Annotated in this window: 32 protein-coding genes and 1 pseudogene; 13 read left to right on the plus strand and 20 right to left on the minus strand. The window is 71.0% G+C overall.

Going from position 1 to position 26412, the window contains the following annotated elements:
• Entirely contained in the window at positions 1 to 531 is a 531-nt protein-coding gene (locus FB559_RS28210; RefSeq protein ID WP_141959277.1) for a methylated-DNA--[protein]-cysteine S-methyltransferase, read from the minus strand.
• Between the two features lie 136 nt (positions 532 to 667).
• Between FB559_RS28210 and FB559_RS28215 the strand changes: the two genes are divergently transcribed.
• From FB559_RS28215 to FB559_RS28225, 3 genes are all read left to right on the plus strand, one after another.
• Complete coding sequence (locus tag FB559_RS28215; RefSeq protein ID WP_246122138.1) at positions 668 to 1879, plus strand: citrate/2-methylcitrate synthase; 1212 nt, start codon at positions 668 to 670, stop codon at positions 1877 to 1879.
• Between the two features lie 79 nt (positions 1880 to 1958).
• Positions 1959 to 2300: a hypothetical protein gene (locus FB559_RS28220; protein ID WP_141959281.1), complete on the plus strand. Its 342-nt coding sequence runs from the start codon at positions 1959 to 1961 to the stop codon at positions 2298 to 2300.
• A gap of 28 nt (positions 2301 to 2328) precedes the next feature.
• A complete protein-coding gene (locus FB559_RS28225) occupies positions 2329 to 2658 on the plus strand; it encodes a DUF3817 domain-containing protein (protein ID WP_221640208.1) in 330 nt (109 codons plus the stop codon).
• 25 nt (positions 2659 to 2683) lie between these two features.
• Here FB559_RS28225 and FB559_RS28230 read toward each other — a convergent pair whose 3' ends face one another.
• From FB559_RS28230 to FB559_RS28240, 3 genes are read right to left on the minus strand one after another with little or no spacing between them, the layout of a single operon-like run.
• Positions 2684 to 3277: a dihydrofolate reductase family protein gene (locus tag FB559_RS28230; protein ID WP_141959285.1), complete on the minus strand. Its 594-nt coding sequence runs from the start codon at positions 3275 to 3277 to the stop codon at positions 2684 to 2686.
• 31 nt (positions 3278 to 3308) lie between these two features.
• Positions 3309 to 4040 carry an SRPBCC family protein gene (locus tag FB559_RS28235; protein ID WP_141959288.1) on the minus strand — a complete coding sequence of 244 codons (732 nt, stop codon included), beginning with the start codon at positions 4038 to 4040 and terminating at the stop codon, positions 3309 to 3311.
• Positions 4037 to 4624, minus strand: a complete 588-nt coding sequence (locus FB559_RS28240) for an ArsR/SmtB family transcription factor (RefSeq protein WP_141959289.1) — start codon at positions 4622 to 4624, stop codon at positions 4037 to 4039. The genes FB559_RS28235 and FB559_RS28240 overlap by 4 nt, the downstream gene beginning before the upstream one ends.
• 162 nt (positions 4625 to 4786) lie before the next feature.
• On the opposite strand from FB559_RS28240, the gene FB559_RS28245 reads away from it, so the two are divergent.
• Entirely contained in the window at positions 4787 to 5722 is a 936-nt protein-coding gene (locus FB559_RS28245) for a bifunctional helix-turn-helix transcriptional regulator/GNAT family N-acetyltransferase (protein ID WP_141959291.1), read from the plus strand.
• Positions 5723 to 5928: 206 nt separating this feature from the next.
• Here FB559_RS28245 and FB559_RS28250 read toward each other — a convergent pair whose 3' ends face one another.
• The 5 genes from FB559_RS28250 to FB559_RS28265 form a co-directional block, all read right to left on the minus strand.
• On the minus strand, positions 5929 to 6144 hold the full coding sequence (locus FB559_RS28250; RefSeq protein WP_141959293.1) for a hypothetical protein: 216 nt from the start codon (positions 6142 to 6144) through the stop codon (positions 5929 to 5931).
• A 195-nt stretch (positions 6145 to 6339) separates the two neighbouring features.
• Complete coding sequence (locus FB559_RS28255) at positions 6340 to 7137, minus strand: methyltransferase domain-containing protein (protein ID WP_141959295.1); 798 nt, start codon at positions 7135 to 7137, stop codon at positions 6340 to 6342.
• 9 nt (positions 7138 to 7146) lie between these two features.
• On the minus strand, positions 7147 to 8148 hold the full coding sequence (locus FB559_RS28260) for an NAD-dependent epimerase/dehydratase family protein (RefSeq protein ID WP_141959297.1): 1002 nt from the start codon (positions 8146 to 8148) through the stop codon (positions 7147 to 7149).
• A 120-nt stretch (positions 8149 to 8268) separates the two neighbouring features.
• Positions 8269 to 8391 carry a hypothetical protein gene (locus FB559_RS46325; RefSeq protein WP_281286296.1) on the minus strand — a complete coding sequence of 41 codons (123 nt, stop codon included), beginning with the start codon at positions 8389 to 8391 and terminating at the stop codon, positions 8269 to 8271.
• A gap of 36 nt (positions 8392 to 8427) precedes the next feature.
• Positions 8428 to 8796, minus strand: a complete 369-nt coding sequence (locus FB559_RS28265; RefSeq protein ID WP_141959299.1) for a DUF4267 domain-containing protein — start codon at positions 8794 to 8796, stop codon at positions 8428 to 8430.
• A gap of 86 nt (positions 8797 to 8882) precedes the next feature.
• Here FB559_RS28265 and FB559_RS28270 point away from each other — a divergent pair, with 86 nt between their 5' ends.
• Positions 8883 to 9455: a TetR/AcrR family transcriptional regulator gene (locus FB559_RS28270; protein ID WP_141959301.1), complete on the plus strand. Its 573-nt coding sequence runs from the start codon at positions 8883 to 8885 to the stop codon at positions 9453 to 9455.
• A gap of 46 nt (positions 9456 to 9501) precedes the next feature.
• Entirely contained in the window at positions 9502 to 10215 is a 714-nt protein-coding gene (locus tag FB559_RS28275) for a formylglycine-generating enzyme family protein (protein ID WP_246122139.1), read from the plus strand.
• Positions 10216 to 10612: 397 nt separating this feature from the next.
• On the opposite strand, the gene FB559_RS28280 is transcribed toward FB559_RS28275, so the two are convergent.
• Complete coding sequence (locus FB559_RS28280; RefSeq protein ID WP_141959303.1) at positions 10613 to 11416, minus strand: SDR family NAD(P)-dependent oxidoreductase; 804 nt, start codon at positions 11414 to 11416, stop codon at positions 10613 to 10615.
• Positions 11417 to 11502: 86 nt separating this feature from the next.
• Here FB559_RS28280 and FB559_RS28285 point away from each other — a divergent pair, with 86 nt between their 5' ends.
• A complete protein-coding gene (locus FB559_RS28285) occupies positions 11503 to 12354 on the plus strand; it encodes a helix-turn-helix transcriptional regulator (protein ID WP_141959305.1) in 852 nt (283 codons plus the stop codon).
• A gap of 10 nt (positions 12355 to 12364) precedes the next feature.
• Here FB559_RS28285 and FB559_RS28290 read toward each other — a convergent pair whose 3' ends face one another.
• On the minus strand, positions 12365 to 13588 hold the full coding sequence (locus tag FB559_RS28290) for an MFS transporter (protein WP_425455122.1): 1224 nt from the start codon (positions 13586 to 13588) through the stop codon (positions 12365 to 12367).
• Between the two features lie 28 nt (positions 13589 to 13616).
• Positions 13617 to 14627 (minus strand): sigma-70 family RNA polymerase sigma factor, encoded by a 1011-nt coding sequence (locus FB559_RS28295; RefSeq protein WP_221640210.1) that lies wholly within the window; start codon positions 14625 to 14627, stop codon positions 13617 to 13619.
• Positions 14628 to 14753: 126 nt separating this feature from the next.
• Between FB559_RS28295 and FB559_RS28300 the strand changes: the two genes are divergently transcribed.
• Positions 14754 to 15140 (plus strand): SgcJ/EcaC family oxidoreductase, encoded by a 387-nt coding sequence (locus FB559_RS28300; protein WP_141959309.1) that lies wholly within the window; start codon positions 14754 to 14756, stop codon positions 15138 to 15140.
• A 115-nt stretch (positions 15141 to 15255) separates the two neighbouring features.
• On the opposite strand, the gene FB559_RS28305 is transcribed toward FB559_RS28300, so the two are convergent.
• From FB559_RS28305 to FB559_RS28320, 4 genes are all read right to left on the minus strand, one after another.
• Complete coding sequence (locus FB559_RS28305; RefSeq protein WP_141959311.1) at positions 15256 to 15954, minus strand: hypothetical protein; 699 nt, start codon at positions 15952 to 15954, stop codon at positions 15256 to 15258.
• 118 nt (positions 15955 to 16072) lie between these two features.
• Positions 16073 to 17125, minus strand: coding sequence for an ABC transporter permease (locus FB559_RS28310; RefSeq protein ID WP_141959313.1), 1053 nt, complete (start codon positions 17123 to 17125; stop codon positions 16073 to 16075).
• The gene (locus FB559_RS28315; protein ID WP_141959315.1) at positions 17122 to 18012 is read right to left on the minus strand and encodes an ABC transporter ATP-binding protein; all 891 of its coding nucleotides are present in this window, start codon (positions 18010 to 18012) and stop codon (positions 17122 to 17124) included. The genes FB559_RS28310 and FB559_RS28315 overlap by 4 nt, the downstream gene beginning before the upstream one ends.
• On the minus strand, positions 18009 to 18401 hold the full coding sequence (locus FB559_RS28320) for a GntR family transcriptional regulator (protein ID WP_141959317.1): 393 nt from the start codon (positions 18399 to 18401) through the stop codon (positions 18009 to 18011). Before FB559_RS28320 ends, FB559_RS28315 begins: the two co-directional genes overlap by 4 nt.
• 185 nt (positions 18402 to 18586) lie before the next feature.
• Between FB559_RS28320 and lon the strand changes: the two genes are divergently transcribed.
• Together lon and FB559_RS28330 are read left to right on the plus strand one after the other, a co-directional pair.
• Entirely contained in the window at positions 18587 to 20995 is a 2409-nt protein-coding gene (gene lon, locus FB559_RS28325; protein WP_141959319.1) for an endopeptidase La, read from the plus strand.
• 115 nt (positions 20996 to 21110) lie between these two features.
• Positions 21111 to 21596, plus strand: a complete 486-nt coding sequence (locus tag FB559_RS28330; protein WP_141959322.1) for a hypothetical protein — start codon at positions 21111 to 21113, stop codon at positions 21594 to 21596.
• Between the two features lie 9 nt (positions 21597 to 21605).
• On the opposite strand, the gene FB559_RS44165 is transcribed toward FB559_RS28330, so the two are convergent.
• Together FB559_RS44165 and FB559_RS28335 are read right to left on the minus strand one after the other, a co-directional pair.
• The gene (locus FB559_RS44165) at positions 21606 to 22094 is read right to left on the minus strand and encodes a nitroreductase family deazaflavin-dependent oxidoreductase (protein ID WP_185792435.1); all 489 of its coding nucleotides are present in this window, start codon (positions 22092 to 22094) and stop codon (positions 21606 to 21608) included.
• Between the two features lie 12 nt (positions 22095 to 22106).
• Entirely contained in the window at positions 22107 to 23123 is a 1017-nt protein-coding gene (locus tag FB559_RS28335; RefSeq protein WP_185792436.1) for an NAD-dependent epimerase/dehydratase family protein, read from the minus strand.
• Between the two features lie 415 nt (positions 23124 to 23538).
• Between FB559_RS28335 and ectA the strand changes: the two genes are divergently transcribed.
• From ectA to FB559_RS28350, 3 genes and pseudogenes are all read left to right on the plus strand, one after another.
• Complete coding sequence (gene ectA / locus FB559_RS28340; protein ID WP_141961976.1) at positions 23539 to 24009, plus strand: diaminobutyrate acetyltransferase; 471 nt, start codon at positions 23539 to 23541, stop codon at positions 24007 to 24009.
• Between the two features lie 25 nt (positions 24010 to 24034).
• A pseudogene (locus tag FB559_RS28345) lies at positions 24035 to 24405 on the plus strand (aminotransferase class III-fold pyridoxal phosphate-dependent enzyme); the annotation flags it as partial.
• A gap of 87 nt (positions 24406 to 24492) precedes the next feature.
• Positions 24493 to 24771 (plus strand): ATP-binding cassette domain-containing protein, encoded by a 279-nt coding sequence (locus tag FB559_RS28350; RefSeq protein WP_141959324.1) that lies wholly within the window; start codon positions 24493 to 24495, stop codon positions 24769 to 24771.
• 60 nt (positions 24772 to 24831) lie between these two features.
• Here the strand turns inward: FB559_RS28350 and FB559_RS28355 are convergent, their stop codons facing one another.
• Together FB559_RS28355 and FB559_RS28360 are read right to left on the minus strand one after the other, a co-directional pair.
• Positions 24832 to 25755 carry an alpha/beta fold hydrolase gene (locus tag FB559_RS28355; protein WP_141959326.1) on the minus strand — a complete coding sequence of 308 codons (924 nt, stop codon included), beginning with the start codon at positions 25753 to 25755 and terminating at the stop codon, positions 24832 to 24834.
• 236 nt (positions 25756 to 25991) lie between these two features.
• Entirely contained in the window at positions 25992 to 26336 is a 345-nt protein-coding gene (locus FB559_RS28360; protein WP_141959328.1) for a hypothetical protein, read from the minus strand.
• Between the last annotated feature and the right edge of the window lie 76 nt (positions 26337 to 26412).

The following is a 26412-nucleotide window of genomic DNA, read 5'->3' on the forward strand; positions in this document are numbered from 1 at the left end:
TCAGGGTCCGGTCTCGGGGTCCCAGTCGAGGGTGGCGGGGATGGCGCCCTCCAGGGTGAGCAGCCAGCGTTTCACCTCGACGCCGTTCCCGCCGCTGTAGCCACCGAGACCGTCCGAGGCCACCACCCGATGGCAGGGGACGACGATGGGGATCGGGTTGGAGCCCATGATCGTGCCGATACCGCGGGCCGGGACGTCCGTGCCGCTCAGGCCGCTCAGCTCCCCGTACGTCACGGTCCTGCCGTACGGCACGCCGGCGTACAGCTTCTCGAGCACCTCGCGCTGGGCGCCCGAGGTGTTCCGCCAGTCGATCGGCAGGCCGAAGTCCTCCAGCCCGCCGGCGAAGTAGGCGGCGAGCCGGCCGCGTACGGTCTCGGTGCGCTCCGGGGCCTCCACCAGCGGCAGGCCACCGCGCAGCCACGCCCGCTGCCGGGGTGTGTCGCTGAAGGACAGTCCGCTCAGGCCGATGGCGGTGCACGCGTACGCGACGGTGCCCAGCGGGGTCTTCAGCGCTCCGATCGCGACGTCCATGCTCCTTTCTACCAATACGGCGTGGACCGGACTCGCGAGATTCCGACATCATCCCCGGGCCTTGCGGCGGGCATGGCGCGGGCGGGACAATCGACACGAATCAATGTTGACGCGAAATCAACGAGGACGGTCACGCGTGCCGCACACAGAGTGGATCGACGCGGCCGGCGCGGCGGAGCGGCTCGGTGTGAAGACGGCCACGTTGTACGCCTACGTCAGCCGGGGGGTGCTCCGGCGTCAGCGCTCGGCCGATGGCAGGCGGAGCCTGTTCGACCCGGCCGAGATCGAGGAGCTCGCCCGCCGCGGCCGGCCCCGGCGGCCGGTCGGCGGGCACGAGGTGGTCATCGAGTCCAAGCTCACCGTGCTCGGCGAGGACCGGCCCTACTATCGCGGCCGCGACGCGCTGCGGCTGGCCGTCTCGGAGCCCTTCGAGGACGTCGCGTACTGGCTGTGGGCCGGCGAGGCCGCGAGCGGCGGTCCATGGCGCGCGGATCCGGCCGCGGTGGCGACCGCACGCGCGGCGCAGTCGGGCCTGCCGGACGACACCCTTCCGCTCGAACGCCTCCAGGTGATCACGGTGGCCCTCGCGACGGCCGACCCGCTGCGCCTCACCCTCGACCCGGTGGCCGTGGTCGCCGCGGGCCGCAACCTCATCGCCGGGATGGTCGAGTCGCTGCCGGACGTCGCACGCGTGCCCTCACGCGCCGACGCGATCCCCGAGCGGCTGTGGTCCCGGCTGACCGCTCTCGAGCCGCGGCCCGAGCTGGTCGGCGTGCTGCGCGCCGCACTCGTACTCCTCGCCGACCACGAGCTGGCCGCCTCCACGGTCGCCGTACGGGTCGCCGCCTCCGTGCGCGCCGACCCGTACGCCGCCGTCGGCGCGGGCCTCGGAGTGCTCGGCGGCACGTTGCACGGTGGCCTGTCACTGGGCGTCGAGGCGCTGTTCGCCGAGGTCGGCGAGCCCGGGCGGGCGGCGCGCGTCGTGGGGGAGCGGATCCGGCGGGGAGAGCGGATCCCGGGGTTCGGCGGCCTGGTCTACCTGGGCGGCGACGGCCGCGCGACCTGCCTTCTCGACCAGGTGCGCGCCGCCGCGCACGGAAACGAACGCCTCGCCGTGTCCGAGGCGATCCTCGCCGAGGCGCGCGCCCGCCGCCTGCCGGACCCGAACATCGACTTCGCCCTCGCGACACTCGGCGCCGTCGCCCAGATGACGCGGGGCGCGGGCGAGGCCATGTACGCGGTCGCGCGCACGGCCGGCTGGCTGGCGCATGCGATGGAGGAGTACGGCCGCGACACGCACATCCGCCCACGGGCCGTCTACACCGGGCCGCCGCCCGAGAGCGGCTGAGCTGCTTCGATACCCCTGTGACGGGGCCTGTGGTGGGGGTAGGAGGCGGGTGCGCGCGAGCACGGGTACGCTCACTTACGTGCGTAAGTTCTTCACTCCCGGCTGGCTCGGACTCCACCTGATCGCCCTCGTGCTGATCGGTTGTTTCATGCTGGCCGGTTGGTGGCAACTCACGCGTGCCCAGGGCGGCAACCTGCAGAGCTGGGCCTATGTCATCGAGTGGCCGATGTTCGCGATCTTCGTGGTCGCGATGTGGGTCCGGATGGTCCGCGACGAGCTGCGCGGCGACACGGGTGAAAAGCCCCCGGTGACGCCGCGGCGCTCCGCACCGTACGCGGAGATCGACGAAGGCAACGACGTGGAGCTGGCGGCCTACAACCGCCGTCTCGCCCGGCTGAACGACGAGGCCACGCGCCGCTGACGGCGCGGGTTTCATGGAAGGACGACCCGTGCAAGGAGCGGTGACCCGTTACCGCGTCATGGCGTACGTGACCGGCACTCTGCTGATCATTCTGTTCTTCGTCGCCGTCCCGTTGAAGATCTTCGCGCACAGCGGCACGCTGTCGACCCTGGTCGGCCTGCCGCACGGCGTGGTGTGCTACCCGCTGTACCTCCTGACCACGTTCGACCTGTACCGCCGGGTCCGCTGGCCGCTGAGCAAGGTGGCGCTGATCGTGCTGGCCGGCGTGATCCCCTTCCTGACCTTCTACGTCGAACGCAAGGTCGTCGCCGAGCTCCGCGACCGGTCCGAGCCCACGCCGGTCGGCACCGCCGGCTGACCTCGGACCGGGCACCCGGCGCCGGCTACTTCTCGGCGACCGGCCGGTAGACGCATATCTGCACGCCCGCGCCGCTGGTGACCGTGGAGTCGAGATCGAGCACGCGCCGCCCGCCGTCGTCGGGGAAGATCGTCTTGCCGCCGCCGAGGATGACCGGCATGGTCACGAGCCGGAGCTCGTCGACCAGGCCCTCGTGCAGGAGGGTGCGCACGAGGGTCGGGCTTCCCATGACCACCAGGTCGCCGCCGTCGGTCTCGTGCAGCTTCCGGATGTCGGCGACGGCGTTGTCGCCGGGAATGCGGGTGGTGTTCCACGTCAGCTCGCCGTCGCCCAGCGTCCGTGACACGACGTACTTCGGGAGGGCGTTCATCTGGTCGGCGAACGGGTCGCCGGCTCGCTCCGGCCACGCCGAGGCCATCCCCTGCCACGTGCGACGGCCGTACAGCAGCGCCTCGACGTTGGTCATCGCGTCGGCGAAGGCGCCACCCACCACCTCCGGATCGAAGAAGGGGTGCGTCCAGCCGCCGTGGGCGAAGCCGCCCTCCGTGTCCTCGTCGGGTCCGCCCGGCGCCTGTACGACGCCGTCCAGGCTGATGAACTCAATGATCACGATGCGCATGAGGTCTCCTCCTCGTGGGGGTTGGCGTCGGTCAGCCGAAGCGCTCCGCCGTCCAGGCGTCCCACGCGGCCTGCTCGTCGGCGCCCGCGAAGTTCTGGTGGCCGAGCACGAGAGCGTCGCCGCGGTCCGTACCGGAGTAGATGAACCGGTACAGGCCCTCGTCCGTCCGTACCCCCAGGTTGACGGGCAGGTTCGCGTAGTAGACGACCCCGGCGGAGCCGTCCGGAAGCCGGACCTCCGCGCCCTCGGCGACGTCCGGCGTGACGCCCAGTGACGCGGTGACGGTCTTCCAGACGGCGTCCGGTCCGCCCGCTCCCGGGCGGAAGACCGTGGTGACCGACGGGGCGCGGCCGGTGAAGTGCGTGACGTACTGCCTGAGGGTCTCCAGGTAGATGGGCCAGCCGGCCTTCATCGCCTCGAACTCGGTCTCCCAGTCGTCGCCGAGCATGCCGCTCTGCACGAGCCGCAGCACGGCCGTGCCGCCCTCGCGTCCTTCGATGAGGTACTCGAACGCCATGAACTGGCCGTCGGGGGCCTCCGCGCTGCGGGTCGCGAGGCGGGTGCCCGGCTCGTACGCGGTGATCGTGGCCTGCTGGGTGTGGCCCATCATCGTGAGGTCGGCCGGATCGCCGGCGGACGTGCCGAGCTCGGTGCGTCCCATGAACCAGGAGTCGACTCCAGGGCCGGTCGCGATCGCGTCCCAGACCTGCTCGGGGGTGGCGCCGAGCTCGATCTCCTGGCTCAGCTCGAAGGGGTGCGTCATCGGGTTTCCTTCATGCTCGGGTGAACGGCGACGATGATCCGGTGGTCGCGGCCCTTTTCGGCGGACGCGTCGTGGTACTTCGACACCAGGGCCGTGACGGCCCCGGAGAGCTCCTGGGTGAACGCGGCCCGGTCGGCGGCCGAGGCGAAGCGCACCTCGCCGTCGATCGCGAAGGTCGCGACGCGCTTGCGCGCCTGGGCGGCGCCGGTGATGAGCGCCCCGACGTCACGGACCAGCCGGGCCGCGACGGCCAGCAGCCAGCTCGCCGACAACTGGTCGGGGGAGCGGTCCGGATCGGGCGCGACCGACGCCAGCGCGGTCGGGGAGATCACGTAGGAGGCCGCGGTCGCGCGCATGATGCGCTCGTTGACGTTGCCCTTGCGCCGCTCCTCGATCATCTCGACGAGGCCGTGCGCCTCCAGCGTCTTCAGGTGGTAGTTGACCTTCTGCCGGGGCAGGCCGACCTTGGCGGCCAGCATGGTGGCGGAGCCGGGTTCGCTCAGCTCGGCCAGCAGTCTGGCGCGGATGGGATCCAGCGAGACCTCGGCGGCGGCCGGGTCCTCGATCACTGCGACATCTTGCATGGCCGCAGGCTATCTCCGACAACTTTTCTTGTCAACGATGCTTTATTTTCCGGAGACATACCGCTCCGAGCCCTCCTTGGCGGAGGTCTTCCGTAGAGCGTGGACCTTCGGATCGCCGTCGCGATATTGTTGACTCCGTCAACTTAATCGTTGAGGTGGGCTATGAATTCTGTCGAGGCCGCGAGGTCCGGAGTGCCGGTGGAACGCGTCGCGGCGGTCCGCGCCTTCAACCGCTTCTACACGCACCTGATCGGCGTGGTCGGTGAGGGTCTGCTCGAGACGCCGTACTCCCTCACCGAGGCGCGGGTGATCTTCGAGCTGGCGCAGCGGGACGTCGCCGAGGTGACCGATCTCCGCCGGTCACTCGACCTGGACGCCGGCTACCTGAGCCGGATCCTGTCGCGGTTCGAGGCCGACGGCCTGATCCACCGGGACCGCTCGCCGGACGACGCGCGCCGGCAGGTCGCCGGCCTGACCGGCCATGGCCGTACGGTCTACCGCGAGCTGGACGGGCGGTCCGGGGACCAGATCGGGCGGATCCTGTCCGGCCTGCCCGAGGACGACCAGCGGCGGCTCGTCGGTGCGATGGGCGCGATCGAGGGCATCCTCGGCGAGCGGCGGCGCCCGCCGATGTACGTGTTGCGGGCGTTCGGCCCGGGAGACTTCGGCTGGGTGGTCCAGCGGCACGGCGCGCTGTACGCCGCGGAGTACGGCTGGGACGCGACGTTCGAGGCGCTGGTGGCCCGGGTGGTCGCCGACCACATCGAGAGCCAGGGCGGTGACGCCTGGATCGCGGAGGTCGACGGCGAACCGGCCGGCTGCGTCTTCTGCGTCCGCAAGAGCGAGCGCGTGGCCCAGCTGCGCCTCCTCCTCGTCGAACCCTCCGCGCGTGGCATGGGGATCGGCGGGCGCCTGGTCGAGGAGTGCGTGAGGTTCGCCCGGCGCTCGGGCCATGACGAGCTCGTGCTGTGGACCAACGACGTACTGGGGGCCGCGAGGCGGATCTACCAGCGGGCCGGGTTCGAGCTCGTCGAGGAGGGGCCGCACCACAGTTTCGGCCACGACCTGGTCGAACAGACCTGGAGCCTGAAGCTCTAGGTGCACTGCCCAGGGACGTTGGTCGGGCGGGCCTGCTCGCGACCTGGACAGGCCCCTGTTCCACCTGCCGACGACCCTCCACCTGGCAAAGCACTACCGGCCCCCGCCGGGGGGCCGGGCACTGGCCCGCGACGGCGTATGGTCCGCCGAGGGCCAGTGCGCTCATCCCACGGCACCACCGGCCGTGGCATCCGGGGCGTGCGACGTCAGTCGTCCGCATGGTGGTCCGGTCGCCACCGGTCGGTGGAAGCGGCCGGACCGGCGGCATCGGGGACCGCCGGCCCGGCCGGAGTGGTCCGGTGCCGTGGGGGCGTACGGCGCCGGTCCTTGGAGGACAGGAAAGGCCGGATGGCGCGGGGTGCCGCCATGAAGCGGATGGGGGGAATCATCCGCCGGCGTCGTTTCGCCGTCTCGACCCTCATCGGATCCTCCTCGAATCGCACACGATGACCAGAGCGGAACGGCCCCGGCTTCATCACTTGGTGTTGCGAATTCGTTACTGTGAGTACCCGTGGTCGATGACGGCGTAAACCCAGGTCAAGCAAGAAATGTGCGCGGGTGAGTGCGAGGCAAAAATCACCCACGGTAGTCAAACGCTTCGCTTTACGACCTTCCGCTCACCGGCGCCGGCCGACCGTCAGGACGGCCGACCAGTGACGGGTCAGCCGCCCGTCCGCGCGCGCGGCGAGCCGGCGGCGTACCTCCTGGAAGAGGTGTTCGCGCCTGGCCGGCTCCATGGCGATGTGGCCGGAGAAGGTGCCCAGCAGGGCGAGGTACTCCTCTGCCGTATATCGCAGCGCCCAGACGTGGCGCCGTGTCCCCACGACCTCGAAGTGACCGGAGGGCGCGAACGCGGCGGCGGCGGGGTCGGGCCGGTCCCCGGGCCGCGGCGGTGGCCACGGGGCGCCGTCGCCCTCGCCGATCGCGTCGTACACCTTCTGGATCTCGGTGAAGAACGGGTCGAAGCCGGCCGGGAAGGCGTGGTCGGCGGCCCACACGGCGAGATGGCCGCCCCGGGGGAGGAGCGCGGCCGCCTTCGCGTACCCCACCTCCGGATCCACCCATTTCCAGGCCGTGGCCGCGTAGACGAGGTCGAAGAGGGCACCCGGCGGCGGCTCCCACTCCTCGAACGAGGAGGTGATCACCGAGACGGCGGGGAAGGCCGCGAGGTTACGCCGTGCCTCCGCCGCCAGGGCGGCACCGAGCTCCACCGCCGTGATCCGGAACCCCGTACGGGCCAGCGGCAGCGTGGCCTTTCCTGGGCCGCATCCCACTTCCAGAAGATGCGCGGGCGGTTCGATCCCGGTCAGCGCGCGCAGGTCGGCGTACAGCTCGTCCGGATACGCGGGACGGGCGCTCTGGTACTCCGCCGCCGCCCGGTCGAAGGTGGCACGCAGCCCGCGGTCGTGGGGCACGGCCGGCGCTCAGGACCGGTCGAGGCCGAGGAGCACCTGTTCCTCCTTGGCGGGATCGAGTCCGTGCCGGGGCCTGCCCGGACGGGGCTCAGGATCTCCCTCGGCCTGGAGCCAGGCCCAGGTGTCGGCGACCGTCTCCAGCACTGGCCGGCAGGTGAGTCCCTCCTTGCGGGCCGCGGAGACGTCCCCGTCGTGCATGCCGCCGTACTCGTCGTCGTCCGGCAGCCAGATCGGCAGCTCGATCCAGGGGCTGATGCCCGCTTCCTCGATCACTTCGGCCGGGGCCCAGACCAGCTCGGCGTCCGAACCGGTCACCCGTACCGCCGCGTCGAGCAGCTCGCCCATCGTGGCGTGCCCGGACCGGCTGACGGCGTTGAAGGCGCCCCCGGCCTCGCGCTCGGCGGCATCGAGCATCCACTGGGCCAGGTCCCGCGCGTCGATGTACTGAAGAGGACGGCCGGGGACGCCGGGTGCCAGAACCCGCCCGCCGCGTTCGATCCGGCGCAGCCACCACGGCAACCGGCCGACGTTCTCGTACGGCCCGAGAACCAGTCCGGCGCGGGCGAGCAACGCCCGGTCACCGAACTCCCGCAGGACGGCGAGCTCGCCGCCGCGCTTGGCGGCCGCGTAGTCCTCGTCACCGTCCATGCCGGGATCGCCGTCGACCAGCGGCGCGTCCTCGCGGGCGTGACGTGGGATGGGCCACCGGTAGACCGACCGGCTGGACACGTACCCGTAGTGCCCGGCCCGCCCGGCCAGCAGCTCGCTGGAGTCGCGGACCACGCGCGGTGCCCCGCTCCAGGTGTCGATCACGGCGTCCCACTCCCGGCCCGCGACCACCTGGCGCAGCGCACCGGGATCGGTCCGGTCGGCGACGAGCGCCTCCACCCCCGCCGCGGCGGCCCGGCTCAGCCCCCGGTTGACGGTGGTGACCTCGTCCCCCCGCGTCAGCGCCGCCTCGACGACGGCCCGTCCGACGTGGTGCGTTCCGCCCAGCACAAGAAGCCTCATACCAGGCCATTCTGGTCACGCCCGGAGTCGGCGGCAGCACATTTCACCGGGGGCGTAGACCCGGCCGGGGGGGGTGTCGCGCAGGACAAAGGCGCGGTACACCGACCGCCCAGACGTCGTTCAGGGCCGGGCGTCGTTCCAGTTCGTGCTGTTCAGGAAGTAGGTGTCGTAGAGCTCCTGGACCTCGGCCTCCGCCGAGCGGACGATGACGGACTCGTCGAAGTCGGGGACGATCAGCGACATCGGAGTGACTCCTTGGCTTGGGTGAGGGGTGCGGGCTCAGGCGGCGAACAGCAGGGCCGCGCTGATGAGGACGATCACGGCGGTGGCGAAGTGGATACCGAACGCGGTCGCCTTCGTGCCGCCGTTGCGCAGGACGATCGCGGTGTCGCCGAGGGGGAGGAGGGCGGCGACGAGCATGAACCAGGCCTCGGCGTGGGCGCCCGCGAACGCCAGCAGGGCGAGCCCGAGGATGCCATAGCCGGAGTCGCGCAGTCCCTTGACGGTCAGGTAGGCGGCGTCACCCTCCTTCTTGGCGGGGACGCCGTAGCCGGCGGCCGCGGCCTGGGGCGCCAGAAGGAACCGTACGCCGATGAAGAGGACGAAGACGTCGAGAACGATGGCGAGTACGTAGGCGGTGATGAGCATGACCCTCTCCTTCGCTAGCGGCGCTAGGTATGAGAGCGAAGCTAACATAGCCCCGACAGGAACACTAGCGGCGCTAGAATCGGCCCATGTCCATCCAGGCGCGCCGGGAGCGCGAGCGAGCAGAGCGCGAACAGCTGATCATCACGGCCGCCCGTGAGCTGGCCGAGTCCGAAGGCTGGGACGCGGTGACCACGCGACGGCTGGCCACCGAGATCGAGTACAGCCAGCCGGTCCTCTACAGCCACTTCAAGGGCAAGGACGCCATCATGGCGGCCGTCGCGGTGGAGGGCTTCGCCGATCTCGGCGCCGAGCTGCGCGCGGCCCGTACGTCGGCGCCCGACGCCCGGCAGGCCCTCGCCGACGTCGCCGCGGCCTATGCCGAGTTCGCCGGGAAACGGCCCGCCCTGTACGACGCGATGTTCACGCACGCCGTCGACCTGCCGTTCGCCACCGCCGCGGCACCGCCCGCCCTGTGGGATGCCTTCGGCGAGCTGCGCGAGGCCGTACGGCCGCTGGCGCGAGACGATGATCTGGAGACGCTCACCGAGACCTTCTGGAGCGGGCTGCACGGACTCCTCACGCTCATGCGCAACGGCAGGCTCCGGCGCGAGGAACACGAGCGGAGGCTGGCGCTGCTGCTCAGCCGTTTCTCGCGCTGACCCGCCGCGCGGTACAGCGGTCGTCCTGCGTAGGGTCGGAGCCGCGATGAGCGCTGAGACGCCGCGCCGGGCGATCGGCGAGATGATCGAGATCCCGGCCGGGGAGATCGTGCTGCGGGACGAGGGCACGAAGACCGACTGGACGGTCGAGGTGGGGGCCTTCCGGCTGGCGCCGTACCCGGTGACACGCGAGCTGTACGCCGCCGTACGGGGCGAGGCACCCGTGAGCCCGGCGGGGCCGCGAACGCCGGTGACCGAGGTCTCCTGGCAGGACGCCGTACGGTTCTGCAACCTGCTCTCGCGAACGGCCGGGCTCGCCCCCTGCTACACGATCGGTGACGACCCCGACGCCGAGGACGTGGTCTGCGACGAGACGGCGGGCGGATACCGCCTCCCGACCGAGGCCGAGTGGGAGTACGCCTGCCGCGCCGGCACCTCGGGCATCCGCTACGGAGAGCTGGACGAGATCGCCTGGTACCGCGCCAACTCCGGCGGTCAGGTGCACGACGTCGCGACCAGGACGCCGAACGCCTGGGGCCTGTACGACATGATCGGCAACGTGTGGGAGTGGTGCTGGGATCTCTACGATCCCCGCGTCTACGGCCCCTACCGCGTGTTCCGTGGTGGAGGCGCCGACGACCGGCAGTGGAGCTGCCGCGCGTCGTCCCGCCGCAAGAGCCACCCGACCCTCCGCATCGACGACCTCGGATTTCGCCTCGCCCTCCACCCAGGCGCCGATGCGACCGGCCGGCGGACGTAGAGCTCGTAAGAAGCCGTCGGCGGACACCCGGGAATCCCCGCGAGCTCGCGCGGACCGGCCACTGTGTTGGCGTCCGCTCAGTGTTCCTCCCTCGTGCGTAAGGCGACGCCGAGCCGCATCCCGTCGGGTGCGGCTTCTCGCCGTCCCCGCACGTCGGCGGCGCTCTCGGTGAGCGTCTCTCAGGAACACCTGTCATGTCTTCGCGTCGCGGCGCTTTCGGCCGGGAGCGCGCTCGGCGGCCTGGTCTACGGCGCCCTGCCGGGGCGGATCTCGGGCCGGGCGCGCCTTCCGGTGCTGGTCACCGTCCCAGCGCTGGGGCTGCCCCTGGCGGGGTTGTCACCGAACGTCCAGATGCCGGCCGTGGTGATGATTTTGGCGGCCGCGGGGCACTCCGGGGTCAGGTCCGCGCGCCTCCGTCGACCGGCAACACTGTGCCGGTCACAAAGGAGGAGCGGTCGCTGAGGAGCCAGGCGGCGGCCTGGGCGATCTCGTCAGGGTCGGCCGCGCGCCGCAGTGGGGTCCGGGCGGCGAGCCGCTCGCTGATGCCGGGGGAGTTCTCGTCCCATTCACGCATCATCTCGGTCAGCGTGTTGCCGGGGGCGATGGCGTTGACACGGATGCCCTCGGGTCCGTACGTGACGGCGGCCGACTCGGTGAGACTGTTGACCGCCCGCTTCATCGCGCCGTAGACGGGCAGTTCGGGGTTGCCCATCAGGCTGCCGACGCTGGAGTTGTTGACGATGGCCCCCGTCCCGGAGGTGGCCCGGACGGCGGCGACCTCGGCGGTCATGGCCAGCCACGCACCCCTCAGGTTCACGGCGTACACATGGTCGAAGTCGGCCTCGCCCACCCGGTCCATCGGTCCGGGCGGCATGATCGTCGCTCCGTTGTTGAAGGCGACGTCGAGCCGGCCGTAGAGGTCCACGGCGCGGGCGACGGCGGCCCGTACACTCGCCGCGTCGGCCAGGTCGCACACGACGTGGTCCGCGGTGCCGCCCGCCGCCCGTACCTCCTCGGTCACCGACTTCAGCTGGCTCTCGGTCCTGGCCGCGAGCAGCACCTGGGCGCCCTCCTGGGCGAACAACCGCGCCGCGGCGGCGCCGATGCCGCGTCCCGCGCCGGTGATGAAGGCCACCTTGCCGGCCAGCAGTCCCCGGCCGGTGGGGGTCGATCCGTCGATGGTCGATGTGGTGTTGTCCATGTCGACGAGCCTGCGTGTCGCCGCGGAGCCCAGCCAGGCCCCGCCGGTACCTGGCTGGGCTCGTCGCCTCCGCGCACACTGGAGGTGTGGACAGACGAGAACTGGCCGCCTTCCTGCGCAGCAGGCGTGAGCGGATCACCCCCGGCGAGGTGGGGCTACCCGCCGGGCGTCGCCGCCGTACGCCGGGACTGCGCCGCGAGGAAGTCGCCCAGCTGGCGTTCATCTCGACCGAGTACTACACGCGGCTCGAACAGGCCCGCGCCCGGCGCCCGTCGCGCGAGGTACTGGCCGGTCTGGCCCGGGCCCTGCGCCTGCCGGACGCCGAGCGCGACCACCTCCACCACCTCGCCGGGACCCCGCCCGGCCCGCCGACCGGCCCCCGCGTCGACGTACGCCAGAGCATCCTTGACCTGCTGCACCGGCTGCCCCAGGCCGCGGCGACCGTGGTGTCCGCGACGCACGAGGTGATCGCCTGGAACGATCTGGCCGCCGCCCTCATGGAGGACTTCTCCACCCTGTCCCGGCGCGACCGCAACCTCGTGCGCCGCGCCTTCCTCGGACCGCACCCCCAGGGGCGCCGGTTGTACGGCGTGTCGGATGCCGACGAGTTCGCCCACACCGCGGCCCATCAGCTGCGAGCCACCGCCGCCCGCTATCCCGACGACCCCGAGGTGACCGGTCTCGTGGACGAGCTCCTGTCCGGCAGCGAGGAGTTCGCCCGGCTGTGGGCCTCCCACGACGTGAGCGCCGGACCGTCACTGCGCAAGACCTTCCAGCACCCGCTGGTCGGCCCGGTCACCGTCAACTGCGACGTCCTCGACATCACCGACCGGGACCAGCGAGTCGTGATCTACACCGCCGACCCCGGCTCACCGTCAGAGGAGGCCCTGCGGCTGCTGTCGGTCATCGGCACCCAGCGCATGGACGTGCCCGGTTAGGGCGACTCCGTCACCGCGGACCGCGACCAGAGCGTGGCCGGCGCGGCGACGACGCGCGGAGATCTTCACGACGCGGCGGGTCGCTGAGATGGAGGATCGGGGGTGCCAGGACGAACAGGGCGGCGGCGAGGGCCGCGACGGCGACCATGGCGCCCCGCAGTCCGGCGGCGTCGGCGGCCACGCCGACGTACACGGGGCCGAAGAGGAATCCGAGGTAGGAGACGGTGCTGACGATGGACGTCGCGCGGCCCCGGTAGTCCTCCTCGACGTTGCGCGAGACGGTGGCCAGGAGCGTGGGGAAGAGCACGCCGGTTCCGGCGCCGGCCATCACCAGCCCCAGCGTGGCGACGAGCAGGCTCGGGGCGCCCGCGATGACGAGTGCGCCGCCGGCGGCCGCCAGCGCGCCGGTCAGGATGACGGTACGGGCGTGGGCGGTCTTGAGGCTCCCGATCGAGAACCGCGTGATCGCGACGGTTCCGGCGAAGACGGCGGGCGCCACCGTGGTGAGCCCCGCTCCCGCGTGGAGTTCGTCCTGGGCGAAGACCGCGCTCCAGCTCTGGTGGGCGTTCTCACTCGCGAACGCCAGTGCCCCCAGCACGCCGATGAGCACCAGCGGGATGATCCGGGCGTGGCCGGACGACGGCGCCGCCGGCGCCTTCGTGCCGTCGTCGTGGACGGTGGTCCGGTGGGGGACCGCCCTCAGCATGATGGCACCGGCGGCCAGGCAGAGGGCGGCCACCCCGATGAACGGCACGGCGAGCGGCCAGGAGGCGGCGGAGGCGACTCCCGCGCCGAGACTGGTCACGACGACGAAGGCGGAGAACGTGCCGTGGACGCGGGCGATGACCGGTCGTCCGGTGAGCTGCTCGGCCCGTCCTGCCACCGCGTTGATCGTCACGTCGGCCGCGCCGCTTGACGCACCGGCGATCCCGAGTCCCACGCACAGGCTCGGCAGGTTCACCGCGGTCAGGGCCAGACCGGCTCCGACCACGCCGAGCAGGCTGATGGCACCGGCGGCGACCATCGGCCCCCAGCGATCGAGCGCTCTGCCCGCCAGCAGCATCGCGGGCAGAGCGCCGGCGCCCACGAATAAGAGGGCGAAACCCAGCTGACCGTCACTGACGCCCGCCTGGTGCCGCACCCGGGGCACCGAGGCACCCCAGACGCCCCAGAACGAGCCGAAGGCGGCGAAGGCGACGAACGCTGAGGCGACCAGGCTGCGCGGCGAGTCGATGGGGGGCTCCTTCTGTCGTGGTTCTCCATCACGGGGAGGGCCTGCCCGGCCCCCGGTCCTCGGCGCCGGTGATCCTTCCGGGCAGGCCGAAGTAGGCGAACACATCCTGGTCCTGGAAGGTGGTGTTGCGGCTGATGCCCGACGCCGTGACCGTGAACACCTGGAGAGTGTGCAGCGCGTACCCGCCGTCCTGTGCGCGCGTGTAGGCGGCCAGCGCGGGTTGCCCGTTCGCCCGCACCGGCACCATGCGCCAGTCCGTGCCCCGCAGGGTGAAGACGCGTGCGATGAAGCGGATGTACGGCTCGCGGCCCGCGAACCAGTTGAGGAACGGCGGCATCTCCAGTACGGCGTCATCGGTCAGCAGCTTCTCCAGCGCCGCCAGGTCGGCGTTCTCGAAGGCGACGGCATAGCGTTCGACCTGCGCGCGATGGCCGGGGTCGGCGGGCTCGTCGATCTGGTCCTCGCCCAGCCCGGCCTCGCCGAGCCGTGCCCTGGCCCGCTGCAGGGCGCTGTTCACCGCGGCGGTCGTCATGTCCAGCGCCGCCGCCACGTCGGCGGCGGGCCAGTCCAGCACCTCGCGCAGGATGAGCACGGCCCGCTGCCGGGCCGGCAGGAACTGCATCGCGGCGACGAAGGCCAGCCGCAGCGAACCCCGCGAGAGCACCACGCCCGCCGGGTCACCGAGCATCGCGTCGGGAATCGGCTGGAGCCACGGCACCTCCTCGCCGTGGATCAGGGGTTGCTCGGGATCGTCGCCCGGCGGCCCGCCGAGTCCGGAGGGCAGCGGACGGCGGCTGCGCTGTTCGAGCGCGGTCAGGCAGGCGTTGGTGGCGATCCGGTAGAGCCAGGTGCGCAGTGCCGCGCGGCTCGGGTCGTACCGGTCGTACGCACGCCAGGCACGCAGCAGTGTCTCCTGCAGCAGGTCCTCGGCGTCGTGCACCGAGCCGAGCATGCGGTAGCAGTGCGCCAGCAGCTCCCGGCGGAACGGATCGGTCTGGACCGTGAAGTCCTCGCTGGTCGCCACTCTGTCCTCCGTCACGCGCGTAGGTCCCCGGGCCCATACATACCGGCAGGTGTCCCGAAAGTCATCGCCGCGCGGCGATGAGCCGCGGCAGGCCGCCCGGTAAGTACCGGTGAAGGCAGCACACCGACGGAAGGAACGACCATGACCGACACCAGGGACCGCGAGGTTCTCGCCGTGCTCGACGGCATCTACGAGGCCTGGGCGGACAACGACGCCGACGCCTTCGTGGCCTCCTACACCGAGGACGCGACCTCGATCCTGCCCGGTTCCTACAGCGCCGGCCGCACCGCGACCCGCGACCGCATGGCGGCGGGCTTCGCCGGCCCGCTGAAGGGCAGCCAGGTCCGCGACGAGGTGCAGAGCATCCGCCATCTCAGCGCCGACGCCGCCATCGTCGTCACCCGCAGCGCCGTCGTGATGGCCGGCGAGACCGAGCCCCCCGGCGACCGGTGGGTGATCGCCACCTGGACCCTGACCCGCCGGAACGGCAGATGGCTCCTGGCGGCCTACCACAACTGCCCCGCCTGACCCCGGCGGCAGAGAACGCACTCGACGCCGGCCCGGCCGTATGTCCGTTGGAGCGGGACGTACGGCCGGGCCGCGTGGCGCGCCCGCACGGGTGAGCAGGGGCGGAAGGAGGGTGTCAGATGGGCTGGAACGAGCCGTCGGGGTCGATGACCCAGCCGTACCCCTCCGAGCGGCCGAATCCGGGGGCGGTGGTCGCCCGCTCGGTGATGTCGGTGTCGACCAGAAGGACACTGCCCTGGGCCCGGACCGTGCAGCGATGCACCGACAGGCGGGCCAGGCCGGTCGAGGAGACCGGGCAGTTCGGCCCCCAGGCCGTCCAGACCCGGGCGCCGTTCCAGCAGATCCCCACGTTGGTCCCGATCGCACCGCGCCCGGGGAAGTGCTTGGCCGCGTAGAAGGCGCCGCAGGTCGTCTTCCCGGAAGTGAGCGGTCGAGGCGCTACGTCCCCGGCGACGAACGCCGACGTCCGGGCGGGAACGAGGCCGACCACCGCCGGCACGGCGACGACGAGCAGGACCGCCGCGACGCCGGCCCAGGCGAGCGGTCGCAGTCTGCGGCCCAGCCGCACGGCCAGGTAACCCGCGCCGACGAGCGGCAGGACCAGCCCGGCGACGATCAGGCCCGCCGGCGCGCCGAGGCCGATCCAGGAGCCGAGCAGGTAGCTCGCCGCCGTGAGCACGATCGCGGCGGCGAGCGGAAGATGGCCGCCCACGTACTTCGCGCGCGTGGTCCAGGAACGTGACCGCCACAGGAGCAGGACGCCGATCGCCAGGCCGACGGGCGGCCACGGCCACACGACCGCGCCGGCGGTCATGACGAGCAGTACGGCGACCTCCAGCGGACCGGCCGTCGCATCGGGCAGGCCGAACCGGCGGCGCGCCTCGTCGGCGATCTCCCGCGGGTCGCCCAGCCGGTCCAGGATGTCGCGGAGGTCACGGCAGGCGACGGCGGATCGACCAGAAGCCGAACCCGGCCAGGCCGAGGGCGAAGGCGATGTAGATCCCGGTCTCGATCGACTGGAAGGTCCAGAAACGGGTGGAAGGCTGGTAGGCCAGCCGCTGCCGGTAGCCGAGCCGGTTGACCTCAGTGAGGCACGCCTGCACCCCTGCCTCAGGTTTCTGCTCGGTCGGTGGTGCGCAGGGTCCTGTGGACGTGGAAACGGGGATGTTTCTCGTGACCGTATGTCCTGAGGCATCCACGATGTGGCTGGACAGGACCCAGGCACCGGTGTCGTCGGGGGCCTGCGCCTTCACGCTCAGGCGTATCGAGCCGCCGCGTAGCCAATTGATGTCGTCGATGTTCGAGGTGGTGATCTCGATCACCGAGCGGGCCGGGGGAAGAAGGTGGGGGCGGACCAGCAGCGGCATGGCGATCTGGACGGCGACGAAGACGACCAGGGTGATGGTCATGGCCGGCAGGGTGCGGTGGACCAGCATTCCGAGGGCCACGCCGAGAGCGAGGGCGAAGGCCGCGTACCCGATGGGGGTGATGCCCCGTGCGCCGAACAGCAGCGGCCCCATCCGCGGGAAGCCGGGGGTGTTTCCGCCTGAGGCCTTGTCGATGGGGCCGGACCACCAGGTCACCGCAAGGCTGCCCAGCCCTGCGGCGGTCATGGCGGCCAGGCCGGTGAGACCGAGTTTGACGGCCAGCCAGCGGGTGCGGGTGACGCTCTGGTTCCACACCAGCCTGTGCGTGCCGGCCTCCAGTTCACGGGTGATCAGCGGAGCTCCCCAGAAGAGCCCGATGAGGGCGGGCAGAACCAGCACGACAGCGGTGACCGCGAGAAAGGGCGCCTGGTTGTCATGGAAGAAGTCCTGGAAGAAGTTCGCGCAGCCGTCGCTCTGGGTGACGCAGCCGGCGACCCCGGTGGAGAAGTCATCGGCCAGGCCCTGACCGGTCAGGGCCAGGAGAGCCACGAGCGCGGCGAGCGTGGCGGCCATCATCGCCACGGCGGCACGCAACTGGCGCCAGGTCAGCCAGATCATCGCTGTACCTCCAGGATGGGTCGGCGGCCGGTGCCGGCGGGCTTGCTCATGTAGGCGAGGACGAGGTCTTCCAGGTCGAGCCGGCTGACGGTCCAGGCGGGGTCGTGGATCGGAGCGCCGGTGCGGACGATCAGGGTGGTCTGCCGGTCGGTGTGGCTGGCGGAGACGACGTGCTGGTCCGCGGGGAGCCGGGCGGGATCGCGGCGTGGGCCGGTGATCCGGTGGTGGGTGGTCAGCAGTTCCTCGACCTCTCCGGCGGCCTGGACGCGCGAGTCGACGAGAACGATCAGGTAGTCGCAGGTTCGTTCCAGATCAGAGACCAGGTGGGAGGACAGCACCACGCTGAGCTCCTGCTCGGCGACGGCCTCCATCAGGCCTTGCATGAACTCGCGGCGGGCGAGCGGGTCGAGGGCGGCGACCGGTTCGTCCAGGATTAACAGCTCGGGCCGTTTGGCGATGCCCAGGGTGAGGGCGAGCTGGGCGCGCTGCCCGCCCGACAGCTTCCCGGCCCGGCGGGCGGGGTCGAGATCGAGCCGCCGGACCCGTTCCCGTGCCAACCCGTCGTCCCACCCGGGATTGAGGCGCGCGCCCAGCTTCAGGTGCTCCGCAACGGTCAGTCCGGCGTAGGTGGGAGTGTCCTGGGCGACGAACCCGACCTTGGCCAGTTGCGCGGGGCCGTCCCCGGGGCGGCCGCCGAGCACCGTGATGCTGCCCGACGTCGGTGCCAGCTGGCCGCTGGCGAGGTTCAACAGTGTCGTCTTGCCGGCTCCGTTAGGACCTACCAGCCCCACGACGTGCCCGGCTGGGATGTCCAGGGTGCAGTCGGTCAGCGCCCAGCGCTTCCCGTATCTCTTGCCCAGGCCCTGGGCCTTCAAGACAGCGGTCATGCTATGTCCTCCTCAGCGGCGGCCCGAAAGGTCGTCATGAACAGCGCCTCGATGCTTTCCTCGTCGAGACCGGCCCTTCGTGCCTTGACCAGCCAACGCCGTAGCTCCTGACGCAGTGGACCGTGCGCGGCGAGCGATGCGTCGGTCAACGTCGCCGTCACGAACGTCCCCACCCCCGGCCGCGCGGCCACGAGGCCGTCGTGCTCGAGCTCTCGGTAGGCCTTGAGCACGGTGTTGGGGTTGATCGCCAGCCGTGCCACTACCTCCTTGACCGTCGGTAGCCGGTCCCCGTCGTGCAACAGGCCCAGCCGCAGGGCCTGCCGCACCTGCCGGACCAACTGCTGGTACGGCGAGAGGCCGGAGCGGTCGTCCAGGTGAAACTCGATCATGTCCGAAGCTCCATTTATCTAGTTAGCTAGTACTATACGTTGCTAACAAGATGCACTGTCAATGCAAGGTCGAGCCTCGTCGCGATCGCCGTCCGCGATCGTGCTCGCTCAGAGCGAACAGGCTCGGGGAAATAGATCAGGGCTCTCCTTTCTTGAGTGTGAGTGACTCAATCTTTGGAGGCCTGATGAGCAAGACCGTCACCCTGCCGGTGCTGCCCCTCGACGACGAGGTCGTGCTGCCCGCGATGGTCGTGCCGTTGTCTCTTTCGGACGATGAGGTACGAGGCGCGATCGACACGGCGCGTACGGCAGCGGGTTCGCCCGGGCTCGGTGCGTTGCCGGACTACAAGGATGACAAGCCGCGGGTGCTCATCGTGCCCCGGGTCAATGGGAAATATGCCGCGGTCGGCACGCTGGCCGTCGTCGAGCAGATGGGCCGGCTGCCGGGCGGTGACCCCGGTGCCGTCGTACGTGGTGTGGCGCGCGTGCGGGTCGGTACCGGCACGTCCGGGCCGGGCAAGGCGCTGTGGGTCGAGGGCACGGTGATCGAAGACGGCGGTCTCGGCGACAGAGCCGAGGAGCTGGCCAAGGAGTACAAGGCTCTGGTCGTCGGCGTCCTGGAGAAGCGCGGCGCCTGGCAGGTCGTCGACATGATCCAGCAGATCGATGACCCGTCGGTGATGGCGGACCGGTCCGGGTACGCGAGCTACCTCGGCATCGAGCAGAAGGTGCAGATCCTCGAGACGGCCGACGTGACCGAGCGGCTGCGGCTCGCGATCGGCTGGACCCGTGAGCACCTCGCCGAGCTCGACGTCGCCGAGACGATCCGCAAGGACGTCGAGGAGGGCGTGGAGAAGCAGCAGAAGGAGTTCCTGCTCCGCCAGCAGCTCGCCGCCATCCGCAAGGAGCTGGGCGAGCTGAGCGGCGACCCCTCCAGCGAGGAGGAGGACTACCGCGCACGCGTGGAGGCCGCCGACCTGCCGGAGAAGGTACGCGAGGCGGCGCTCAAGGAGGTCGACAAGCTGGAGCGGACCTCCGAGCAGTCTCCCGAGGTCGGCTGGATCCGTACCTGGCTCGACACGGTGCTCGACATCCCGTGGAACGACCGGACCGAGGACGCGTACGACATCGTGGGCGCCCGGCAGATCCTCGACGAGGACCACACCGGGCTCGACGACGTCAAGGAGCGCATCGTCGAATACCTCGCCGTGCGCAAGCGCCGCGAGGAGCGCGGGCTCGGGGTGATCGGCGGACGGCGGTCCGGCGCGGTGCTCGCCCTCGTGGGTCCGCCCGGAGTCGGAAAGACCTCGCTCGGCGAGTCGGTGGCCCGTGCCATGGGCCGCGAGTTCGTCCGCGTCGCGCTCGGCGGCGTACGGGACGAAGCCGAGATCCGTGGTCACCGGCGGACGTACGTCGGCGCGCTGCCCGGCCGGATCGTCCGCGCGATCCGCGAGGCCGGCACGATGAACCCCGTCGTGCTCCTGGACGAGATCGACAAGGTCGGCGCCGACTACCGCGGCGACCCGACCGCGGCCCTGCTGGAGGTGCTGGACCCGGCGCAGAACCACACGTTCCGCGACCACTACCTCGAGGTCGAGCTCGACCTGTCCGACGTGGTGTTCCTGGCCACCGCCAACGCCCTCGACACGATCCCCGGCCCGCTGCTGGACCGCATGGAGCTGGTCTCGCTCGACGGTTACACCGAGGACGAGAAGGTCACCATCGCTCGCGACCACCTGCTCCAGCGTCAGCTGGACAAGGCCGGTCTGACGGCCGAGGAGGTCACCTTCGGCGAGGACGCGCTGCGGCTGCTGGCGGCCGAGTACACCCGCGAGGCGGGCGTACGGAGCCTGGAGCGGGGGATCGCCCGTGTGCTCCGCAAGGTCGCGGCGAACATCGCCCTCGAAACGGCGACGCTGCCCCTGTCGGTCGGCGCGGCCGACCTGCGCGACTACATCGGCCGTCCCCGGTTCACGCCGGAGACGTCGCTGAAGGAGGAGGAGCGCCGTACGGCGGTGCCCGGCGTGGCCACCGGCCTCGCGGTCACCGGCGCGGGTGGCGACGTCCTCTACATCGAGGCGTCGCTGGCCGATGAGGAGACCGGCGAGACCGGGGTGACCCTGACCGGTCAGCTCGGCGACGTCATGAAGGAGTCGGCCCGGATCGCGCTTTCGTACCTGCGCTCGCGTGGCGCGGAGATGGAGCTGCCGGTCGGTGACCTGAAAAACCGCGGCGTGCACATCCACGTGCCCGCCGGGGCGGTTCCCAAGGACGGGCCGAGCGCCGGCGTCACGATGACGACGGCACTCGCGTCGCTGCTGTCCGGACGGCTCGTACGCTCGGACGTGGCCATGACCGGCGAGGTGTCGCTGACCGGGCGCGTACTGCCCATCGGCGGCGTCAAGCAGAAGCTGCTCGCGGCGCACCGGGCGGGGATCACCACGGTCCTCATCCCGAAGCGGAACGAGCCTGACCTGGACGACGTCCCGGCCGAGGTCCTCGAGCAGCTGACGGTGCACCTGGCCGCCGACGTACGCGAGGTGCTCGACGTGGCACTGGAGCCGGCGACGACCGGGCAGACCGTCGCCGCCTGACGATTCCCGATGAGGGGCTCTCACCATTCGGTGAGGGCCCCTCCTCATTTATGGCGTTAACCGCGGCCTTAGGGGAATTGTGCTTCGCTGGGACTGTTCCAATGAGGAGAGCGAAATGGCCGAGCACGAAGAACACCCCGCGGAAGGCACCCCTCGCGGACCGGACGAGACCCCGGCCGGCGAGGCACCCCCCGCCGCCGGACCGCCTGCCGCGCACGCGCACGAAGGCGCCCCGCCACCGCCGCCCCCGGGCGGCACGACGCCGTACGCCACCGCGGCCCCGGCCCAGCCCGGCAGGTTCCGCCGCTGGTCGGCGCATGCCGGCGTACGGATGGGCGCCGTCGCCGTCGTCGCGGGCCTGGTCGGCGGTCTGGTCGGCGGCGGGATCGTGGCCGCGTTCAGCGACGGCGGGCACGACCACTCGGGCCCGGCGGTCTTCCAGCGTCAGATGCGCGGCGCACCCGGATTCCGCGCGCCGGGGTACTGGGGACAGCAGCCGAACCGCATGCCGCAGTTCCGGCGCGGGATGCCGCAGCCGAACCAGCCGGTCCAGCCCGCGACACCCGTGCCGCCGACCCCGTCACCCAAGTCGAGCGGCTGAGCCGCCGGGTCAGGACGGGGTGAGCCGGAAGACGCGCAGCCTGCGGCCCGCGCGCTCGACGTAGGTGTCGTACACCGACCAGACCCGGATCAGCCGCGGCCACACCTCGTCGCGGTCGGCGCCCTCCAGCAGCTCGGCGGTGACCGGGATGGTGCGGCCCCGGTAGCTGACCTCGGCCTTCGCCTGGCGCAGGAGGTTGCCCGTCCACGCCGGGTGGCCTTCGCGGCCGAAGTTGCTGCCCACGATGACGAACGAGCCGTCGTCTTCGGGCATGCAGATGAGCGGCGTCTGCCGGGGCAGGCCGGTACGGCTCCCGGTGGTGGTGAGCACCATGCTGGGCAGCACGAGCTGCGGCAACAGCAGGCGCCCGCCGGAGATCCGGTGCAGCGCGCGGTCCAGCGGGGGTACGACCTTGGGGCCGATCTTGGCGAACCAGGGGGCGCTGGCCAGCCGCCGTGCGACCGGCTTGAGCACGGTCTCCAGCGTTCTTCCCGACATCAACGTGCTCCTCTACGGGGCGAGCCGCCCCGCCTTGGACGGGTGGAGGTGTCCTGCGGCCACGAGCCAGCGCACGGTGTCCTCCAGGCTCTCCTCCAACGGCCGGAGCGTCAGGCCGAGCGTGTCGAGGGCGGCGGTGTCGTCCGAGGGGACGAGCGTCACGACGAACTCGGCCGCGTCCCGTGTCAGCGGATAACCGAAGCCGTGCACGCGCCTCGCGACGTCGAGAAGAGTACCGATCGCGAGCAGGGCGCGGGCGGGCACGGGGATCCGGCGCGTACGGACGCCGGTCACCGCGTCACAGGCGTCGGCGAGCTGGGGCCAGGTGACGTACTTCCCGCCGAGGACCATACGGCGTGCGCCCTGCCCCGGACGCACACTGCGTGCGAGCCCGTCGCCGGCGTCGCGGACGTCGAGCAGCGACACGCCGCCGCGTGTGATCGGCCAGGCGGTCTTCAGCGCGGCGACCAGGCCCGCCGAGAAGCTGTCGAGGTTCGGCTGGGACGGCCCGATCACCCCGGAGAAATAGAAGATGGTCACCGGCGCGCCGTCGTCCTGCAGGCCGCGTACGTAGCGCTCCGCCTCCATCTTCGATCGTCCGTACGCCGTCCGCGGACTCGCCAGCGGCCCGTCGGAGGTGATGACGGGCTCGACGGGCGGCACGAACACCGCGATCGTGGAGATGTGGATCACCGGGTCCAGGCCACGGGCGACCGCGCCGCCCACGACGTGCCGGGTGCCGGTGACGTTCGCCTCGACCAGGTCGGTACGCCGGTCGGTCACCCCGACGACGGCGGCCGAGTGGATCACCGCGTCACAGCCGTCGAGCGCACGGGAGACGGAAGCCTCCTCCAGCATGTCCCCCTGGGACATCTCGGTCGCCTCGGCGGGCACCCCGAGCTCGCCGAGGACACGGGCGGCGCGGACCGGATCGCGGACGAGAAGGCGCGGCCGGTGCCCCAGGGCGAGGAGCGACTTCACCGCGTTGGATCCGATGAATCCCGACGCCCCGGTGACCAGTACGCGCATGATCTCAAACTAGTGCTCGGCGGCGTCGTCGTGATAGGACGCCCCACACAGAAGTCCGTAATCCGTTATCGGTTTGCAATGGAACTTGTGACGTACATCTCAATAAATATGTTGATCGTTTAACGATCCCACGGGTATCCCCGACAGGGCCGCCAATGATCGACGGCGCAGCCGAGGCGGTAGGGGAACGCGCGGGATCGGCCGCATAGTCGCCGGTCAAGCGCCAGTCCGTCGCTCGCCGCCGATTTTAGGTCCTCGCCCTCAGGTGACGGAAATCCGAAACCCGGCCGGTATACCCAATGCTGTTGACTCACACCGCGAGCGATTCGCAGCTCAGCGGGCTGTTACGGATTCGCTAAGTTCGTGATCCATGTCGTCAGCAGAACCATCTGGGCCGCATTCCCCGTCCGTCACCATGGACGAGGCGTTCGGGCCACCCCGGCTCGAAGACGGCCGCCATTTGTGGCGCATCGCTCGCGATTCGAAGACACTCGATCTCAACTCTCCCTACAGCTATGTCCTGTGGTGCCGCGACTTCGCGGCGACCTCCGTGGTCGCCAGAGCAGGCGGAGAGGTCCGCGGCTTCGTCACCGGCTTCGACCGGCCCGAGGATCCCGGCACGCTCTTCGTCTGGCAGGTCGCGGTCGACGCGGCCCTCAGAGGCCGCGGACTGGCCGGCCGCATGCTCGCCGCCCTCGCCGATCGGGGCTTCCGGTTCGTCGAGGCCACCGTGACGCCGGACAACACCGCCTCCGACCGGCTCTTCACCGCGTTCGCCCGTGACCGCGACGCCGAGCTGCGGCGCACCCCACTCCTGTCCGGGGAGCTGTTCCCCGGTGACCACCAGCCAGAGGAGCTCTATCGGATCGGTCCACTGGACAGGTAAGACACCCGAGGAACAGGTGAAACGCATGGATGTGTTCGAGTCGCTCGAATCCGAAGTCCGAAGTTACCGCCGAGGATGGCCGGCGGTCTTCCACAAGGCCTCCGGCAGCCACCTGTACGACGAGGAGGGCGTCACTACCGGATCCAGTTTCCCGGCCCGGCGGGGACGGCATCGGTCGAGGCGGCGCTGAAGCTCGCCCGCAAGTACACCGGCCGCGAGACCATTGTCAGCTTCACCAACGCGTTCCATGGCATGACACTCGGGTCCCTGTCCGTCACGGGCAACTCGATGAAGCGCAGCGGCGCGGGCATAGCGCTCAACCACACGATGCCGATGCCGTTCGACAACTACCTCGACGGGCGGACTCCGGACTTCCTGCTGGTCGAGCGGCTCCTGGTGGGGCCGGCGGACAAGGCGGACTCCCACCCGAGCCGGCTGTCCGGCGGCCAGCAGTAACGCGTCGCCATCGCCCGTGCCCTCGCGATGCAGCCGAAGATCCTGCTGCTGGATGAGGTCACCTCGGCGCTGGACCCCGAGCTGGTCGCGGGAGTCCTGGACGTGCTGCGCGACATCGCGGGCGAGACCGACATCACGATGCTCTGTGTGACCCACGAGATGGGCTTCGCACGTGACGTCTCCAACCGCGTGCTGATGTTCGACCAGGGTCAGATCGTCGAGGAGGGCACGCCGGAGAAGATCTTCAGTACCCCGGAGAACCAGCGCACCCAGGACTTCCTGCACGCGGTGCTCGACCAGCGCTGATCTCGGCCACCTGGAACCGGACCGCCGCCGCGGGCCCGCAGGCGGATCGCATCGCGGGGGTCAGTGCCGTGCGGCGACCATGTCCTCGACCTCCTTGAGTACGAGGTCGGGCCGGTCCGTCGGCACCTCGTGGGAGCTGCCCTTGACGGTGACGAGCGTTCGGCCGGGCCCGTCCTGGGCGAACGATGCGGCGGCGTCGCGCCAGCGCCGGGCGTCCACGGGGGAACCGTCGAACGGCGTCTTCTCCGAGACCATGACCGTTGCCGGGACCGAGTCCGGCCACGTGACCTTGTGGAATGCCCTGTGCGCCGGGGCGAAGCCCTCCGCGGTGGAGATGAGCTGGCGGTTCTCCGGCTTGCCGGGGTCCTTCTTCGCCGCGTCGACCTGCGGCCGGCTCGCGGCCACGAGACGGGGGATCTCCTGGTCCGTGAAGAACGGGGGGAGATTGGCATCGACCAGGACCGCGCCGGAGAGCATCTTCGGGTTGTCCCTGGCGAAGTAGTTCGCGATCTCGCCGGCCTGGGAGTGGGACACCAGCGTCACGTGCCCGGTGACGCCCAGCTGCTCAAGCCCCGACTTGAGGTCGCTGACAGCGCTCTGGACCTTCCACGGGCCGGGCACCACGTCGCTCTTGCCGAGACCGGCCCGGTCGTAGGTGATGACGGTGGCGCCGGTGTCCGCGTGGAGCTTGGGGGCGATGTCCTTCCACTGTGAGGAGTCCTCGCCGCCGCCCGAGTCCAGGACGATCGTGTGGCCGTTGCCCGGTGTGACATAGAAGGCCACACGGTGACCGTCGCTGGTGATCATGTGCACCCGCGATACGCCGGACCGGCCGGCTTCCGGGGAGGCGGGCGACGTGGCGGCGTGCTCGGGGGAGGAATGGTCGTCGCCGCAGGCCGTGACGGCGCCCGCGGTCAGGGTCAGCAGGGCGAGGGCCGGCAGAACGCGGTAGGTGGACCGGCGCTTGTGGGGAGTGCGGGACATGAGTGATCCTTCGGCGACTGAGGGTGCTGTTGTGCCTGGCAGTCCCATCATTCGGCGACCGGGTCGAGCACGGAATCCGGCTGGCACGTCAGTCGGTGGTGTCGCTGATGCGAGTGCGCACGGTAGGGCTGGCCCCCGTAAGCGACCACTGAGCGGTGCATCGTGAAGTCGCTGGTCACGGGCTGGTGTGCGCGTGGTCGCGTCACTGGCGCAGGCCGTCACGAGGGCGAGCGCGGTCAGATTCCGGTCAGCCCGCCCAGGACCCAGGAGCTCCCGGCATGGCTGACCGTGCACGTGTAGCTCTTCGGTGGCAGGCCGGCGGCGCGTGCCGTTCCGGTGACGACGTGTTCGGCCGCCGACAGGTCGCGCACCTTCTCGCCGGAGAAATGGATGTTCTCCGATGTCATGCGGCGTTCGACGAAGCGCTCGCACACGATCTTCGCCTCGGCGTGATGGTTCTGCCCGGTGAGCAGCAGGGTGCCGAAGCCCGCCGCGATGAAGGCCACCACGAGGCAGACGAGCAGGCGCGTCGAGACCGGCGAGTGGCCGGGCCGCCGCGCCGGGCCGTCGGTTACGGACATCTTCCACCACCGTGAAATGTCAGGACCGGAAGGGGGCCGGCACGGCGCCGAGGCTATTCCCGCACGAGGATCGGAG

Source organism: Actinoallomurus bryophytorum (assembly GCF_006716425.1).
Taxonomy (GTDB): Bacteria; Actinomycetota; Actinomycetes; order Streptosporangiales; family Streptosporangiaceae; genus Actinoallomurus; species Actinoallomurus bryophytorum.

Coding starts and splice junctions, on each gene's coding strand:
- FB559_RS28210 (WP_141959277.1), bottom strand. CDS start 531: ATGGACGTCGCGATCGGAGCGCTGAAGACCCCGCTGGGCACCGTCGCG.
- FB559_RS28230 (WP_141959285.1), bottom strand. CDS start 3,277: ATGCGCATCGTGATCATTGAGTTCATCAGCCTGGACGGCGTCGTACAG.
- FB559_RS28235 (WP_141959288.1), bottom strand. CDS start 4,040: ATGACGCACCCCTTCGAGCTGAGCCAGGAGATCGAGCTCGGCGCCACC.
- FB559_RS28240 (WP_141959289.1), bottom strand. CDS start 4,624: ATGCAAGATGTCGCAGTGATCGAGGACCCGGCCGCCGCCGAGGTCTCG.
- FB559_RS28245 (WP_141959291.1), top strand. CDS start 4,787: ATGAATTCTGTCGAGGCCGCGAGGTCCGGAGTGCCGGTGGAACGCGTC.
- FB559_RS28250 (WP_141959293.1), bottom strand. CDS start 6,144: ATGAGGGTCGAGACGGCGAAACGACGCCGGCGGATGATTCCCCCCATC.
- FB559_RS28260 (WP_141959297.1), bottom strand. CDS start 8,148: ATGAGGCTTCTTGTGCTGGGCGGAACGCACCACGTCGGACGGGCCGTC.
- FB559_RS46325 (WP_281286296.1), bottom strand. CDS start 8,391: ATGTCGCTGATCGTCCCCGACTTCGACGAGTCCGTCATCGTCCGCTCG.
- FB559_RS28265 (WP_141959299.1), bottom strand. CDS start 8,796: ATGCTCATCACCGCCTACGTACTCGCCATCGTTCTCGACGTCTTCGTC.
- FB559_RS28270 (WP_141959301.1), top strand. CDS start 8,883: ATGTCCATCCAGGCGCGCCGGGAGCGCGAGCGAGCAGAGCGCGAACAG.
- FB559_RS28275 (WP_246122139.1), top strand. CDS start 9,502: ATGAGCGCTGAGACGCCGCGCCGGGCGATCGGCGAGATGATCGAGATC.
- FB559_RS28280 (WP_141959303.1), bottom strand. CDS start 11,416: ATGGACAACACCACATCGACCATCGACGGATCGACCCCCACCGGCCGG.
- FB559_RS28300 (WP_141959309.1), top strand. CDS start 14,754: ATGACCGACACCAGGGACCGCGAGGTTCTCGCCGTGCTCGACGGCATC.
- FB559_RS28305 (WP_141959311.1), bottom strand. CDS start 15,954: ATGACCGCCGGCGCGGTCGTGTGGCCGTGGCCGCCCGTCGGCCTGGCG.
- FB559_RS28310 (WP_141959313.1), bottom strand. CDS start 17,125: ATGATCTGGCTGACCTGGCGCCAGTTGCGTGCCGCCGTGGCGATGATG.
- FB559_RS28315 (WP_141959315.1), bottom strand. CDS start 18,012: ATGACCGCTGTCTTGAAGGCCCAGGGCCTGGGCAAGAGATACGGGAAG.
- FB559_RS28320 (WP_141959317.1), bottom strand. CDS start 18,401: ATGATCGAGTTTCACCTGGACGACCGCTCCGGCCTCTCGCCGTACCAG.
- lon (WP_141959319.1), top strand. CDS start 18,587: ATGAGCAAGACCGTCACCCTGCCGGTGCTGCCCCTCGACGACGAGGTC.
- FB559_RS28330 (WP_141959322.1), top strand. CDS start 21,111: ATGGCCGAGCACGAAGAACACCCCGCGGAAGGCACCCCTCGCGGACCG.
- FB559_RS44165 (WP_185792435.1), bottom strand. CDS start 22,094: ATGTCGGGAAGAACGCTGGAGACCGTGCTCAAGCCGGTCGCACGGCGG.
- FB559_RS28335 (WP_185792436.1), bottom strand. CDS start 23,123: ATGCGCGTACTGGTCACCGGGGCGTCGGGATTCATCGGATCCAACGCG.
- ectA (WP_141961976.1), top strand. CDS start 23,539: ATGGACGAGGCGTTCGGGCCACCCCGGCTCGAAGACGGCCGCCATTTG.
- FB559_RS28350 (WP_141959324.1), top strand. CDS start 24,493: ATGCAGCCGAAGATCCTGCTGCTGGATGAGGTCACCTCGGCGCTGGAC.
- FB559_RS28355 (WP_141959326.1), bottom strand. CDS start 25,755: ATGTCCCGCACTCCCCACAAGCGCCGGTCCACCTACCGCGTTCTGCCG.
- FB559_RS28360 (WP_141959328.1), bottom strand. CDS start 26,336: ATGTCCGTAACCGACGGCCCGGCGCGGCGGCCCGGCCACTCGCCGGTC.